At 72.3% G+C, this 13,988-nt stretch carries 11 protein-coding genes and 1 pseudogene; 5 read left to right on the top strand and 7 right to left on the bottom strand.

Annotated features, from left to right (window positions below; translation table 11 throughout):
* Positions 1-130 precede the first annotated feature (130 nt).
* The 3 genes and pseudogenes from AOK01_RS16630 to AOK01_RS16620 all read right to left on the bottom strand — a co-directional run.
* On the bottom strand, positions 131-634 hold the full coding sequence (locus tag AOK01_RS16630) for a nuclear transport factor 2 family protein (protein ID WP_055512322.1): 504 nt from the start codon (positions 632-634) through the stop codon (positions 131-133).
* On the bottom strand, positions 631-1,527 hold the full coding sequence (gene folP / locus AOK01_RS16625; RefSeq protein WP_079103474.1) for a dihydropteroate synthase: 897 nt from the start codon (positions 1,525-1,527) through the stop codon (positions 631-633). The genes AOK01_RS16630 and folP overlap by 4 nt, the downstream gene beginning before the upstream one ends.
* 241 nt (positions 1,528-1,768) lie before the next feature.
* A pseudogene (locus AOK01_RS16620) lies at positions 1,769-2,842 on the bottom strand (phosphatidylglycerol lysyltransferase domain-containing protein); the annotation flags it as partial.
* Between the two features lie 198 nt (positions 2,843-3,040).
* Here AOK01_RS16620 and AOK01_RS16615 point away from each other — a divergent pair.
* Entirely contained in the window at positions 3,041-4,174 is a 1,134-nt protein-coding gene (locus AOK01_RS16615) for an alpha/beta hydrolase (RefSeq protein WP_055512318.1), read from the top strand.
* Positions 4,175-4,551: 377 nt separating this feature from the next.
* On the top strand, positions 4,552-6,189 hold the full coding sequence (locus AOK01_RS16610; protein WP_063792810.1) for a hypothetical protein: 1,638 nt from the start codon (positions 4,552-4,554) through the stop codon (positions 6,187-6,189).
* A gap of 100 nt (positions 6,190-6,289) precedes the next feature.
* On the opposite strand, the gene AOK01_RS16605 is transcribed toward AOK01_RS16610, so the two are convergent.
* Both AOK01_RS16605 and AOK01_RS16600 read right to left on the bottom strand, forming a co-directional pair.
* On the bottom strand, positions 6,290-7,576 hold the full coding sequence (locus tag AOK01_RS16605) for a PH domain-containing protein (protein WP_055512396.1): 1,287 nt from the start codon (positions 7,574-7,576) through the stop codon (positions 6,290-6,292).
* Between the two features lie 89 nt (positions 7,577-7,665).
* On the bottom strand, positions 7,666-8,214 hold the full coding sequence (locus AOK01_RS16600) for a PH domain-containing protein (RefSeq protein WP_079103472.1): 549 nt from the start codon (positions 8,212-8,214) through the stop codon (positions 7,666-7,668).
* 31 nt (positions 8,215-8,245) lie between these two features.
* On the opposite strand from AOK01_RS16600, the gene AOK01_RS16595 reads away from it, so the two are divergent.
* A complete protein-coding gene (locus AOK01_RS16595; protein ID WP_055512314.1) occupies positions 8,246-9,397 on the top strand; it encodes an NADH-quinone oxidoreductase subunit D in 1,152 nt (383 codons plus the stop codon).
* Positions 9,398-9,419: 22 nt separating this feature from the next.
* Here AOK01_RS16595 and AOK01_RS16590 read toward each other — a convergent pair whose 3' ends face one another.
* A complete protein-coding gene (locus AOK01_RS16590) occupies positions 9,420-10,496 on the bottom strand; it encodes an SAM-dependent methyltransferase (RefSeq protein ID WP_055512312.1) in 1,077 nt (358 codons plus the stop codon).
* 183 nt (positions 10,497-10,679) lie between these two features.
* On the opposite strand from AOK01_RS16590, the gene AOK01_RS16585 reads away from it, so the two are divergent.
* On the top strand, positions 10,680-11,882 hold the full coding sequence (locus AOK01_RS16585) for a sensor histidine kinase (RefSeq protein ID WP_055512310.1): 1,203 nt from the start codon (positions 10,680-10,682) through the stop codon (positions 11,880-11,882).
* Positions 11,883-11,920: 38 nt separating this feature from the next.
* Positions 11,921-12,595: a response regulator gene (locus AOK01_RS16580; protein ID WP_055512308.1), complete on the top strand. Its 675-nt coding sequence runs from the start codon at positions 11,921-11,923 to the stop codon at positions 12,593-12,595.
* A 216-nt stretch (positions 12,596-12,811) separates the two neighbouring features.
* Here AOK01_RS16580 and AOK01_RS16575 read toward each other — a convergent pair whose 3' ends face one another.
* On the bottom strand, positions 12,812-13,915 hold the full coding sequence (locus AOK01_RS16575) for a DUF5937 family protein (RefSeq protein ID WP_055512307.1): 1,104 nt from the start codon (positions 13,913-13,915) through the stop codon (positions 12,812-12,814).
* Between the last annotated feature and the right edge of the window lie 73 nt (positions 13,916-13,988).

Below are 13,988 nucleotides of genomic sequence, written 5' to 3'. Positions count from 1 at the left end.
CCGCCGTCGTGTCTCCATGATGTCCGGACCGGCCGGCCGCCAACCGTTCCCCGTCGTGCGTCCGTGACCGGCGCCACGTTCTCCAACGTACTACGGCGGTGACCGGCCGCCCGGGCCGCCTCGGTGCCGGTCAGGGGGACGGTTCGGCCGGTTCGTCGTCGTCCGTCTCGGCGAGTACGGGCGAGGCGTGGTGGGACCAGAGCTTCCAGCCGTCCGAGGTGCGGCGGAACACGTTCGTGGCGACGACGAGCTGACCCACGAGCGGTCCGAGTTCGTCGCTGTCCTCGGGCGGGGGGCCGCCGCTGAGGATGTTCTCCGTGCAGGTCACCAGGGCGGTGTCGCCGGTGACCGAGACGTGCACGTCGGTCAGGAAGAACTGGATGTACTCGGTGTTCGCCATGATCAGCGCGTACGACCGCAGGACCTCGCCGCGGCCGTTGAGCACCGGCCAGCCGGGGTGGACGCAGGAGATCTCGCCGGCCTGCGCCGGGTCGTGGTACTCCTCGTCCTGCCCCAGGTCGGACGGGGTCAGCCAGAGCGAGGACAGCTCCTCGAAGTCGCCCTGCTCCAGTGCCTCGTAGAAGGCGGTGTTGGCGAGCTCGACCTGCTCGACGTCCGTGTGCGGGGCGCTCACCGGGCTCCCTCTGCGGTGCGATCGCCCTTCGGGGCGCGGGCGCCTTCCACGGCCCGGGCGACCCGGACGGCGTCGGCGGTGGCCCGTACCTCGTGGACGCGGACGGCCCACGCGCCCTGGTGGGCGGCGAGCGCGGAGACCGCGGCGGTGGCGGCGTCCCGCTCCCGGGCGGGCGGCGGGGCGCTCGCCGGGCCCGCCAGTACACGGCCCAGGAAACGCTTGCGGGACGCGGCCACCAGCAAGGGGTGGCCGATCTCCCGGAGACGGTCGAGGTGGGCGAGGAGGATGAGGTCGTGCTCGGCCTCCTTGGAGAAGCCGAGGCCCGGGTCGACGACGACGCGGTCCGGGGCGATACCGCCCGCCAGAACGGCCTCCACGCGTGCGTGCAGCTCGTCGACGACTTCGGAGACGACGTCCTCGTACGAGCCCCGCACGGTGGTGCCCTGGAGGAAGCCGCGCCAGTGCATGACCACGAAGGGGGCGCCCGCGGCGGCGACGGCCGGGATCATCGCCGGGTCGGCGAGGCCGCCGCTGACGTCGTTGACGAGGACGGCGCCCGCGGCGAGCGAGCGCTCGGCGACGGAGGCGCGCATCGTGTCGACGGAGATCGTGACGCCCTCGGAGGCGAGGCCGCGGACGACGGGTATGACGCGTTTGAGCTCCTCCGCCTCGTCGACGCGGGCGGCGCCGGGGCGGGTGGACTCGCCTCCCACGTCGACCAGGTCCGCGCCCTCCGCGACCAGGTCGAGGCCGTGTTTGACGGCGGCGGTCGTGTCGAACCAGTGGCCGCCGTCCGAGAAGGAATCGGGGGTCACGTTCACCACGCCCATGACCGCGCAGCGGTCCCAGACCGGGAGCCCTGACACTTGGCCTCGCCCGCTCTTCTCGCTCATACCGTCCAGCCTAGGCCCACGGGGGTGAGCGGCTGGTCCGCGTCTGTGAGGTGGCCGTGCCCTGTGTGATCTGGGTTACCTGTGTGGTCGGTGTGGCGGGTGCGACCTGTGAGGTCCCTGAGGTCCCTGAGGTCCCTGAGGTCCCTGAGGTCCCTGAGGTCCCTGAGGTGGCTGCGGTCCGCACGGGGGGTACTCGTGCGGTTGCGGCGGTTGCGGGGGCGAACGTCGCCTCTCGCGGCACCAGGCCGGTCTCGCGGGTCCAGACCTTGCCGCCCGTCGTGGAACAGCCCGTGACGGCGGGTGTCCAGAAGTGGGCCCCGGCCTCGTCCATGAAGCGCTCGATCGCGCCCGGCCAGGCCTCGACCTCGCCGATCGGGTCGCCGTCGGCGAGCATCACACCGGAGACGACGCGGTAGGCCACGGCCGCCTTGCCACTCGGTGAGAAGACGACAGCCGTGTCGCGGCGGAGCGCGGAGTGGCGGAGCGCGGAGTGGCAGAGGGGCGAGTGGCGCAGGGTGGAGTGGTGGAGCGAGTCGTGTCCGCCGTGTTTGGCCAGGAGGGCGCGCAGCCGCGTCTCGTCGTCCTCGGTGAGGCGCGCCGCCGGGTGTTCCGGGCGGAAGGCCAGGTAGACCGTGGTTCCGGCGGTCAGCAGGCCGAGCGCGCCGAGGGAGAAGGCCACCGTCGAGGACGTACCGCCCGTGTAGTCCAGGGGCCCCGCCAGGCCGAACAGGCCGTACAGGACATGGGCGATACGGTCCGCGAGGCTCGGGTCGCCGACCAGGCGCTGGGGGTGGACGCTGACGACGACCAGGCCGAGCACGAGCGAACCCGCGCCCATGAGAACGAAGTTGGCGAGCGCCGGCCACCGGCTGCGCGGGTCGGGCCACGCCGTGAACTCGCCGCGGTGACGCAGCAGCACGGCCAGTGGCGCGGCCGACAGCGCCACCGACGCGAGGACGCCGATGAGCGAGGGCCGGTACGTGGCCTCGGCGAGGGCACCCGCCGGGAGCAGTAACACCGCGGCCCGCCACGCCCCGCGCTTGCGCCGGCGCAGCCCGTGGGTCATGAGCAGCAGCAGAACGCCCGCACTCAGGGACAGGGCGGCGGCGAGGGGGCCGAACGCGCCCGGCAGCGCCTCCGCGAGCGTGGGGGTGCGGCTGTGGCCATGGCCATAGCGCGGGACGACGCCCGCGGCGATGTCCAGGACGCCTACGAGCGTGCAGGCATTGGCGGCCAGGGCGGGGACGGTGTCGGGGCGCGGACCGCGGAGTACGCCCCGCAGCCGGCTTGCTCGATCCGTAGTCGCGTACGACATTTCCCCATCTATCCTGACAGACATCGCATCCCGTAGTTCCGCGAGAGACCTTGAATCCGGTGCCAATCCGGCATCCGGCGACATTGCGCCCTCTAGGACGGTGTCTTGAGGAGTCAGGTTCACTCCCTTCCGGAAAACCGCTTCAAGGGGCACGTAAAGACCGGGCCAACGGCCGGAAAGCGCAGGCGGGAACAGCCGATGGGTCTCACGAGCAACAAGGTGCTGGCACTGGCGGTCCTCTTCGCGGTGCTGCTGTTCGCCGGCACGGTGGTGTGCTGGCCGCGTCTCGCACGCCGCGACCCGCGCGCGGTGGCAGGACGGGTCGCTCTGCTGACGGCGACGCAGGTCGCGGTCTTCGTGTCGGTCGGCCTCGGCGCCAACCAGGCGTTCGGCTTCTACGCGAGCTGGGCCGACCTCTTCGGCCGGGAGTCCGGGCAGGGCGTCGTGGTCGACCACGACGGCCACGACGCCGGCGGCACCGCCGGGTCGCTCGAAGTGGTCGACACGGGGCAGGTCAACGTGCCCGGCGGGGCCCGGCCGCGAACCGGTGGCCAGCTCCAGAAGGTCGACCTGGTCGGACGCCGGACACGCATCGCGAGCCGCGCGTACGTCTATCTGCCGCCGGAGTACTTCCAGCCGCGGCACCGCACCCGTACCTTCCCGGTCGCTGTCGTGCTCACCGGCTATCCGGGCACCGCGGAGGCGCTCATCAAGGGCCTGCACTATCCGCAGACCGCCCACGCGCTGGCCAAGGACGGCAGGATGCAGCCGATGATCCTGGTCATGATGCGGCCGACCGTCGCGCCGCCGCGCGACACCGAGTGCGTGGACGTCCCCGGTGGCCCGCGGACCGAGTCGTTCTTCGCCGAGGACCTCCCCGACGCCGTGTCACATCACTACAGGGTGGGCAGAAAGCCCGTGAGCTGGGGCATCGTCGGCGACTCGACGGGCGGATACTGCGCGCTGAAGCTCGCGATGCACCACCCGAGGACGTACGCCGCCGGGGCGGGCCTCTCCCCGTACTACAGGGCGCCGACCGACCGCACGACGGGCGATCTCTTCCACGGGGACGAGGAGTTGCGCAACAGCGCCGATCTGATGTGGTACCTCAGGCACCGGCCCGCGCCGGACACCTCACTGCTCGTCAGCAGCAGCAGGCAGGGGGAGAGCAACTACCGGGAGACGCTGAGGTTCATCGACCTGGTGGAGGCGAGGAAGCCGACCCGGATCTCGTCGATCATCCTCGACAGCGGCGGGCACAACTTCAACACCTGGCGGCGCGAGATCCCGGCAACCCTCCAGTGGCTCAGCGGACGACTGAGCGACCGCTGACGGTCGTAGTCGAGTGCGTGGCCGAATGCGTGACCGAGTGCGTGGCCGAGTTCGGGGAATTCCGGGTTGAAGATCTTTCGGTTAAGAGGATTCGGTCCCCGGAGAACGGGCCGGAGAACAAGCCCGGAGAAGAGGCCCGGAGAACAGGTCCGGAGAACAGCGCTTGAGAACGAGAAGGCGTGTGCCGGAACCGGCGGTGCGGCGAGGCGTACCCGAGGGCGTACCCGAAGGGGCGACTGGGGAACAGACGAACTGGTGCTCCGGAAGCGGTTGGTGAGGGGATTGTCCGGTCAAGGGGCGGCGAGAAGGTTTCGGTGTGGCTGCGTTTTTACCCTGCGGGGCACCATCATTCGCCTACGCGCGGTAAGTTTCTGGCCATGCCACGAGGACGTCACCGCCATTCCCCACCTCTGCACCGGCTGTTGCCCCCCTCGGCGATCGCAGGCGTATCCGCCGTCTGCGCCGTCGGGCCATGGCTGTTCTCCGAACCATTGGTGCTTCGCGGGCTGGCCGCGGGCGCCGCGGTGACGGCTGCCGTGGGCGCGGTCGTCCTGCGCCGTTGGGACGCCTCGGCGGGCAGGCGTGTCGCGGACCTCGCGCGCGGGCGTGCCAGCGACGAGTGGCGTTACGAGGAACGGGTCGCCGAACTGGAGAGCGACCTGGACGAGTCGCGCGAACTCCGTACCAAGCTGGAACAACGACTCCGTGCCAAGCGGGCCGAGCTGGCCGGGCTGCGCAACGAACACGCCGCGCTGCTGCGGCGGTACGCGACGGCGGAGACCGAGCGGGCCACCGTACTGGAGAGCCGCCGGCTCCTTGAGATAGAAGCGGCCGAGCCGGTCCCGGAGTTGACCGACTCGGATGCGACGTCCGAGGAGACGGCCCCCGAGGAATCCGCCGACGCGGCGCCCGAGGCGACGGCGGCCACGGTCCAGGCGGCCCTCGCGGCGTCCTCCGCGGCCTCGGTTCTCTACGTGAAGGCCAACGCGGCGCTGGACCGGCTCCCGGGAGCCGGAACCGGAACCGAAACCGGAGCCGCCGACGACCAGACCGAGGACGCGGCTCCGGCTGACGACTCGGCCGCGGATGAGCCCACCGTCAAGGCCGGCTCTCCGACGGCCGAATCCGTAACGGCCGAAGCCGAAGCCGAAGGGGAGGCTGAGCCCGAGGCCGAAGCTGCTGCCTCCGAGTCGGCCGCCTCCGAGTCGGCCGACTCGACTCCGGACGGTCCGGCTCCGGACGACCCCGCGCCGACCACGCCCCCCAAGGGCGGCCCGGTCAAGCGGACTTCCGCGAAGACCGGCGCCCGGAAGGGCTCGCCCTCACCGGGCGGCCCCGGCAAGGGAGCGCCCAGGCCGGGCGGTTCCCCGAAGGCCGCGTCCGCGGCGGGCGGCACCATGACGAGCGCTCCGGCCAAGGGCGAGACCTGGCAGGAGGGCGAGACGCCGGGGAAGCCCGAGGCGGTCGGCGGCCACGAGCGCACGGCCGCCGCGGCAGCACCGGTGCCCACGCAGTCCACCGAGCCCGTACGGCCTCGTAAGCGGGCCACGCCCATCGGCGTGACGTCCCTGCAGTCCACCTCGACCCGCACGAAGCCCCGGTCCGCCCCCGCCGCCCGCACGGCGCCCGAGCCGGACACCGCGCACGCGTCGGCGCCGACCGCCGCGCCGGAGTCCCCGGGCACCGACCTCGTACGGCCCCCGCGCCACGCCGGACACTTCACGGTGCCCACGGCAGTGGCGGTCGCCCCGGCCACGCCCGCGCGGCGCCCCGTCGAGGGCGGCTTCGACTTCTTCGGTACGCAGAAGGGCGCGAAGACGCTGGAGGCCGTCCAGAACGAGGACCTCGCCGACGTGGTGGGCCAGGAGGCGCTCGCCCTGCACAAGTCCGAGGCCGAGACCGGGTTCAGGCCCGCGGGTGAGGAGTCCCGCGGTGTCGGCCAGGTCATCGACCTGACCGCGCACGACGAGACGGAACAGATCGACGTGGCGGGACTGCGGAGCGCGGTTTCCTAAGGGCTGTCCCTCAGGCCCTGTCCGGCTGCCGAGAACAGACGTGCCGAGAACCGACGTGCCGAGAACAGAACACGAGGGCAGCGGCTCGTTGCCGCTGCCCTCAGGCCATCCAGCGGTCCGGCCGGGCCTCGCGTCGGCCGGTGAGTGAACGGTCCGCCTGCGCGTACAGCAGCTCCGCCGCCTCCGAGGCGTCCCGCAGCCGGGCTGTCACGGTCTTGTTGGCCCCCGTGTCCACGCGGACGTCGGCGAGCCCCCTGAGGCGCTTCCAGGGCCCTTGCACCAGGCGCACGCTCTGCACCTTGGCGTGCGGTACGAGCGCGATGCTGCGGCGCAGCAGCCCGTGCCGGGCCACGAACACCGTGTCGGTCACGGCGAGCCCGTAACCCCGCCACCAGAACGGCACGCACCAGCCCGCCCGGCGCGGTGGCCGGGCGAGCGTGCCCGGCACGGTCACCCCCGGCAGCACCCGCGCGACGACCGACTCGGCGACCTCGCGCGGAGCGACCGGTACGAGTACGGAGTTGGCCGAGCCCGCCACGTCCAGCTCCACCCGGACCCAGCCGCGCCGCCGCCACAGGAGCGGCTCGACGATGCGTACGGTCTGGACGCGCCCTGGGGGCACCGTCTCGTGCGTGCGGTCGAGCAGGCCGTGGTCGATGCGGAGCCCGTCCGGCGATTCGCCCACCGTCCAGTCGTACTCGCCGACGAACCGCCCCACACTGCTCGCGCCCGCCGCGCCCAGCAGGGGCAGTGCCGTCGCGAGCACCGTCCACACGCTGTGGGTGGCGAACCACAGCAGCGGCGGTACGACGACGGCGGCGGCCAGCGTTCCCCAGGTGGCCCCGGTCAGGAGGAGCGAGACGGCCAGGAACCCGGCCGGGACGTGCAGCAGCTGACGGACCGGTGCCTCGCCCACCTCGTGCGCCGTCTCGGGTGCGAAACCGGCGGCCCGTGCGAGCAGTTCGGCCCGCAGCACCCGGGCGTCCTCCTGGCCCAGATAGGCCAGCTCGTCCTTCTTGTCGGTCCCGACGACGTCGAGTTTGAGCTTGGCGACACCGGCCACGCGGGCCAGCAGCGGCTGGGTGACGTCGACGGCCTGGATCCGTTCGAGCCGGATGTGCGCGGTGCGCCGGAACAGCAGGCCGGTACGGATGCGCAGTTCGGTGTCGGTCACCGCGAAGTGCGTGAACCACCAGCTCAGGAAGCCGTAGAGGGCGGCTCCCAGGACGGCGGCGGCGAGGGCGGTCAGCAGCATGGTCGTCGTGAGCCGGGTCAGCTGCCGCTGCGCCTGGTCGGGATCGTGCACGGCCCACCCGGCGATCACCGCGACCGGCGCCCACGCGCGCCGCAACGGCGTCACCGGATGCAGCCGCCGCTCACGCAGCACGGGCGTGGCCTTCCCCGCCGGCGCGGTCCCGTCCCGTACGTCCCCCCGCGCGTCCTCCCGTACGTTCTCGGGGGCGCCCGGTGGCGTCGTCACAGCCCCGCCGATCGGGCCTCGCCCAGCTCGGTGAGCCGGTCGCGCAAACGTTCCGCCTCCGCCGGGTCGAGCCCCGGAATGCAGGCGTCCGTCGCCGCGGCGGCCGTGTGCAGCTGCACGCTCGCCAGCCCGAAGTACCGCTCCGCGGGGCCGGAGGTGACCTCGACCAACTGCATGCGCCCGTACGGCACGACGGTCTCCTCGCGCCACAGGACACCCCGGCTGATCAGCAGGTCGTCCGCCCGCTCGGCATAGCGCCAGGAACGCCAGTTGCGCCCCAGCATCGACCAGCCGCCCAGCAGCAGCGCCAACGGCACCAGGGCGAACGCCGCCCAGCCGGGCCCGACGAGCAGGCCGAGCAGCAGCCCCGTACCGATGGCCAGCAGTCCCAGCCACACCACCAGCAACAGCCGTCGCATCCGCAGCAGCCCCGGCGGGAGCCCGATCCACACCGGCTCGTCCGCCGTGGGCTCCGACGGCCCTGTTGCCCGCTCCGCCGTCTGCCCCGCTGTCTGCCCCGCGTCGTGCGAGGTCCCCGTCTCCATGCCGCAAGCGTACGTACGAGACACTGTGCCCATGACTCCCACGACGGAGACCATGGTCGGTATCGGCGGCGCGGCGGAGAGCACCGACATGGTGCTCAACATCGGGCCCCAGCATCCGTCCACACACGGCGTACTGCGGCTGCGGCTCGTCCTGGACGGTGAGCGGATCCAGCACGCCGAGCCGGTGATCGGCTATATGCACCGGGGCGCGGAGAAGCTCTTCGAGGCGCGCGACTACCGCCAGATCATCATGCTCGCCAACCGCCACGACTGGCTCTCCGCGTTCTCGAACGAGCTGGGTGTGGTCCTCGGTGTGGAGCGGATGCTCGGCATGGAGGTGCCCCCGCGCGCGGTGTGGACGCGCACGCTCCTCGCGGAGCTGAACCGCGTCCTGAACCACCTGATGTTCCTCGGGTCGTACCCCTTGGAGCTGGGCGGGATCACCCCGATCTTCTACGCGTTCTCGGAGCGCGAGGAGATCCAGCACGTCATGGAGGAGGTCTCCGGCGGGCGCATGCACTACATGTTCAACCGGGTGGGAGGCCTCAAGGAGGACCTTCCGGCCGGCTGGGCCACGCGCGCGCGTGCGGCCGTTTCCGGGGTGCGCTCCCGGATGGGCCGGTTCGACGACCTGGTGCTGGGCAACGAGATCTTCCGGGGCCGTACCCGGGGCGTCGGGGTGCTCTCCCCGGAGGCGGTGCACGGCTACGGGGTGAGCGGGCCGATCGCGCGCGCCTCCGGCGTCGACTTCGACCTGCGCCGGGACGAGCCCTACCTCGCGTACGGAGAGCTCCAGGACACGCTGAAGGTCGTCACGCGCCAGGAGGGCGACTGCCTGGCCCGTTTCGAGTGCCTCCTGGAGCAGACGTACAACGCGCTCGACCTCGCGGACGCCTGCCTGGACCGGCTCGCGGAACTGCCCCCCGGCCCCATCAATCAGCGGCTCCCCAAGGTCCTGAAGGCCCCCGAGGGCCACACGTACGCCTGGACCGAGAATCCCCTCGGCATCAACGGCTACTACCTCGTCAGCAAGGGCGAGAAGACCCCGTACCGGCTGAAGCTGCGCTCGGCCTCGTACAACAACATCCAGGCGCTCACCGAACTGCTGCCGGGGACGCTGGTCTCGGACATGGTGGCGATTCTGGGGTCGCTGTTCTTCGTGGTGGGAGACATCGACAAGTAGGAGCCTGCTACGTGTAGGGGCTCTACGTAGAGGGCTGTTCTCCGTCCGGCAGGGGGTCAGGCAGCGGGTCCAGCAGCGGATCCGGCAGCGGGTCCGGGATGCCGATCGGCTGCATCAGCCAGCCGAAGTCACCGAGCCCGCCGCGGGCGGTCAGCTCGGCGGCCTCGCCGGCGCCCGCGAGCTTTCGTACGTAGGCCGCGGGGTCCGTGGAGGCCAGGGCCAGGGGCGGCCGGTCCCCGCTCACGCCCAGCGCCCGCAGTGCCTCCCGCTGGCTCAGCAGCCGGCCGCCGGGCAGGACGCACGCGTCCAGCGCCACATGGGCGGTGATGTCGCAGGAGCCGTCCGGCACGGGTGCCGTCTCGCGGCCCTCCCTGAAGCCCGTGAGCGTTCCGAAGGGCGGCCGTGCGCCCGCGCTGTGGCCGTAGTCGACGGCGACGGCGAGACCACGGCGGAGACCTGCCACGGCGGCCGCCCATGCGGCGTCCCTGGGACGACCGATCTCGGCACGGAGGCCTTCGGTACCGAGACCTTCGTCAGGGAGCCGGCCGGCGGGGGTGAGCGGCCACCAGGTCTCCAGCCACCGCGCGTCCGGCCCCTCCACCGGTTCCCCGAGGGACTCCGTCCCGTCCGGGCCCACGAGGACGAGGCGGGGCACCCCGTACGCGTCCACCTCGGCCACGTCCACCGGCACGTTGTCGAGCCACTCGTTGGCGAACAGGAGCCCCGTGACGCCCGGCGGGGGCTCCGGGAGCCACTCGATCCGGTGGTCGAGTCCGGCGGGGCGGGCGGCGCGCTCGACCGCGTACCCACGCGCGCGGGAGGCCACTTCGGCGGGGAGCGCTCGCAGGACGGCGGTCACCAGTTCGCCGCGCCCCGCGCCCAGATCGACGAAGGCGAGTTCGGCGGGTCGGGCGAGCGCCTCGTCGACGAGCCGGAGCAGGCGGGCCACTGCCCCCGCGAACAGCGGTGACGCGTGCACCGAGGTGCGGAAATGGCCCGCGGGTCCCTCGGGCCGACGGTAGAAACCGCGGGGCCCGTACAGCGCTTCCTCGGTCGCCGGGCGCCACCCGCGCACGCCGTCCGCCGCCTCACGCTCCACTGCGCCCACCACCGCTCGGCATCGATGTCACCGCGCCAGGCTAGGCCAGGGCCGGGCCGGACCTGGGACAGGTCCTGAGCGCCGGGTTCAGGGCGGCCTCCACCTTGGGGAGTACAAGCAGCGGTTACGGATCGACCCTCCGGTTGACCCCTGGGCACAGCACGCTTCCCTACGCTGGGTTACGTGCAGCGTCTCTATGATTTTTTCCGCAGGTACCCGACATGGGTCGACGGCTTCTGGGCCGTGGTCCTGTTCGGGATCTCGGTCGTGGGCGGAACGGCCGATCCGGCGGAATCGGGGACCGACGTTCCGGTCGTCACGATCCCGATCACCGTGCTGCTGTGCCTGGTCATCGCGCTGCGCAGACGCCTGCCCGAGGTGATGCTGATCCTCGGCTGCACCATGGGCGCGGCGCAGTTGCTGCTGGACATGCCGATGGTGGCCGCCGACTTCGCGCTGCTGGTGATCGTTTACACGGTCGCCTCGAACGGCACCCGCTGGGCGTCCCGGCTCGCCCTGACGGCCGGCCTGTGCGCGGCCCCGCTGGCGCAGCTGCGCTGGCCGGACGAGCATTCGAGCGCCGGCGGCCAGGTCGCGATAGTGGTCTTCCAGACGGTCCCCTTCGCCCTCGCCTGGGTCCTCGGCGACTCCCTGCGGACCCGCCGCGCCTACTTCGCGCAGCTGGAGGAGCGGGCCGCCCGGCTGGAGAAGGAGCGTGAGGCGCAGGCCAAGGTCGCGGTCGCCGCCGAGCGCGCGCGGATCGCCCGTGAGCTGCACGACGTGGTCGCGCACAACGTCTCGGTGATGGTGGTCCAGGCCGACGGCGCCGCGTACGTACTCGACGCCGCGCCCGACCAGGCCAAGAAGGCCCTGGAGACCATCTCCGGCACCGGCAGGCAGGCTCTCGCGGAGATGCGCCGCCTCCTCGGCGTCCTGCGCACCGGCGAGCACCAGGAGTCCGGCGAGTACGTGCCGCAGCCCGATGTGGAGCAGCTCGACGACCTGATCGAGCAGTGCCGGACCTCCGGCCTCCCCGTCGACTTCAAGATCGAGGGCACCCCGCGCCCCCTGCCCAGCGGGGTCGAGCTGACCGCGTACCGCATCGTGCAGGAGGCCCTCACCAACACCCGCAAGCACGGGGGGCCGAACACGGGCGCGAGTGTGCGCCTGGTCTACTTCGACGACGGCCTCGGCCTGCTCGTCGAGGACGACGGCAAGGGCGCCCCGCACGAGCTGTACGAGGAGGGCGGGGTCGACGGCCAGGGCCACGGCCTCATCGGTATGCGCGAGCGCATCGGCATGGTCGGCGGCACCCTGGACGCCGGGCCGCGTCCTGGCGGAGGCTTCCGCATCAGCGCCCTGCTTCCGCTCAAGCCCGCCCACTGACACGTGCACATATGTGAACCGACCCGGAGGACCTCCCCATGCCGATCCGCGTGATGCTCGTCGACGACCAGGCGCTGTTGCGTACCGGGTTCCGGATGGTGCTCGCCGCCCAGCCGGACATGGAGGTCGTGGCGGAGGCGGGCGACGGTGTGGAGGCCTTGCAGGTACTGCGCGGGGCGGAGGTCGACGTGGTCCTGATGGACGTCCGCATGCCGAAACTGGACGGCGTCGAGACGACCCGCCGCATCTGCTCGGACCCGAACCCGCCGAAGGTGCTGATCCTGACGACCTTCGACCTGGACGAGTACGCCTTCTCGGGGCTCAAGGCGGGTGCCTCCGGCTTCATGCTCAAGGACGTGCCGCCCGGCGAACTCCTCACCGCGATCCGGTCCGTGCACAGCGGCGACGCGGTGGTCGCGCCCTCGACGACCAGGCGCCTGCTGGACCGCTTCGCGCCGTTGCTGCCCAGCGCCGGCAAGGAGCCCCAGCGCAAGGAGCTGGAGCGGCTCACAGGCCGTGAGCGCGAGGTCATGATCCTCGTCGCGCAGGGGCTGTCGAACGGTGAGATCGCGGCCCGGCTCGTCCTCTCCGAGGCGACCGTCAAGACCCACGTGGGCCGCATCCTCACCAAGCTGGGCCTGCGCGACCGCGTCCAGGTCGTGGTCCTCGCGTACGAGACCGGTGTCGTACGGGCCGGGGGACAGCAGGGCTGAGCGGGCGCGGCGCGGTGAGGCCTCGGAGGGCCGGCGCGGGCTGTCGGCTGCCGGTCGGACGTGGCTGATCGCGCAGTTCCCCGCGCCCCTAAAAGATTGCGCAGTTCCCCGCGCCCCTGCTTTTCAGGGGCGCGGGGAACTGCGCGACCAGCCCCCACCGGCCCGCAGCCGACAACGGGCGGGGCTTGGGCGCCGTCCAGAGCCGACAGCGGAGCGTCAGCGCAGGATGCCCTCCAGGAAGTCGCTGCCCAGCCGGGCCACCATCGCGACGTCCAGCTGGTGCAGGACGTACCGGCCGCGGCGGCGGGTGGTGAGCAGGCCCGCCTTCTTCAGGACGCTCAGGTGCCGGGATATCTCGGGCGGCGTCATGCCGTGCTTCTGCGCCAGCTCGCTCGTGGTGAACGCGCTGCGGGCCAGACTCCGGCACAGCCGCATCCTCGTCGGATGGGCCAGGGCCGTCATCCGCAGGGTCAGCTGCTCGACGGAGTTCGGGACCGTCAGCTCGGGCGAGCCTGCCGGGTAGTGGACCACCGGCTGCCAGCCGTACCGGTGCAGCACCATGAGGTGCGGCCAGCCGAGGCTCGTCGGCACGAGCAGGAGACCGCCGGCCCGGATCGTGGTGTGGCCGTGCCCCAGCTTGTCGATGACGACCCGGCCGGACGCCTCGTCGAGCGCCACCGCGGGGGACACCGACGCCAGCGCCTCGGCCAGACCGCGGCGTCTGAGCAGGTCCGTCTTGCGGCGGGCGTCCGCGGCGAGCTGGTGGCGCAGCCGGGACCAGGTCTCGGCGAAGAAGGCCTCGTCGCAGTCCTCCAGGAACTGCCGCAGCCAGGCCCGGATCCGCGGCGGGTCGGCCAGCAGCCGCTCGGTGAACTCCGCGGGCCCGGGTCCGCGCGCGGCGGCCAGCATCAGGGCCCGGCGGCGGGACGCGGCGTCGGCGAGGGCGCCGGCGCCCTGCGTGTCGTACGGGAGGGCGCAGGTGAACTCCAGGGCCGCGTCCACGAACTGTTCGTCGGTCAGCTTGTCGAGCAGGTCCAGCTCCTCGCCGAGCGTGGCACCCGGGAGCGCGGCGCCGCCCGCCGCCGCGTACGGCAGGAACAAGTCGGAGAACGTCGACCGCCACAGGAAGTCGGCCTCGCACATCCGGTCGGCGAGATGCGGATCGAGCCGGGCGGTCACTCCGGTCACCCAGCCCTGGAGACCGGGGTGGTGGCCCGGCTCGGCCAGCGCGTGCAGTGCCATGCACAACTCGGCCAGGGGCGAGGGCACCACAGCCACCCGCTCCTGGCGCAGCCCGGAGATGTCGATGGTCACGCTCATGCCCTCATGGTGCACCCCGCCACTGACAACGCGGCCGTCGATTGACGAGCGCCGTCAATCGACGGCCGCGTTG

The organism is Streptomyces aurantiacus (genome assembly GCF_001418335.1).
In the GTDB taxonomy this organism is placed as follows: Bacteria; Actinomycetota; Actinomycetes; order Streptomycetales; family Streptomycetaceae; genus Streptomyces; species Streptomyces aurantiacus.
The sequence above is the reverse complement of the archived record's forward strand: the minus strand, read 5'-3'. Positions and strand labels throughout refer to the sequence as shown.

Coding starts and splice junctions, on each gene's coding strand:
- AOK01_RS16610 (WP_063792810.1), top strand. CDS start 4,552: ATGCCACGAGGACGTCACCGCCATTCCCCACCTCTGCACCGGCTGTTG.
- AOK01_RS16600 (WP_079103472.1), bottom strand. CDS start 8,214: ATGGAGACGGGGACCTCGCACGACGCGGGGCAGACAGCGGGGCAGACG.
- AOK01_RS16575 (WP_055512307.1), bottom strand. CDS start 13,915: ATGAGCGTGACCATCGACATCTCCGGGCTGCGCCAGGAGCGGGTGGCT.
- AOK01_RS16580 (WP_055512308.1), top strand. CDS start 11,921: ATGCCGATCCGCGTGATGCTCGTCGACGACCAGGCGCTGTTGCGTACC.
- AOK01_RS16615 (WP_055512318.1), top strand. CDS start 3,041: ATGGGTCTCACGAGCAACAAGGTGCTGGCACTGGCGGTCCTCTTCGCG.
- AOK01_RS16595 (WP_055512314.1), top strand. CDS start 8,246: ATGACTCCCACGACGGAGACCATGGTCGGTATCGGCGGCGCGGCGGAG.
- folP (WP_079103474.1), bottom strand. CDS start 1,527: ATGAGCGAGAAGAGCGGGCGAGGCCAAGTGTCAGGGCTCCCGGTCTGG.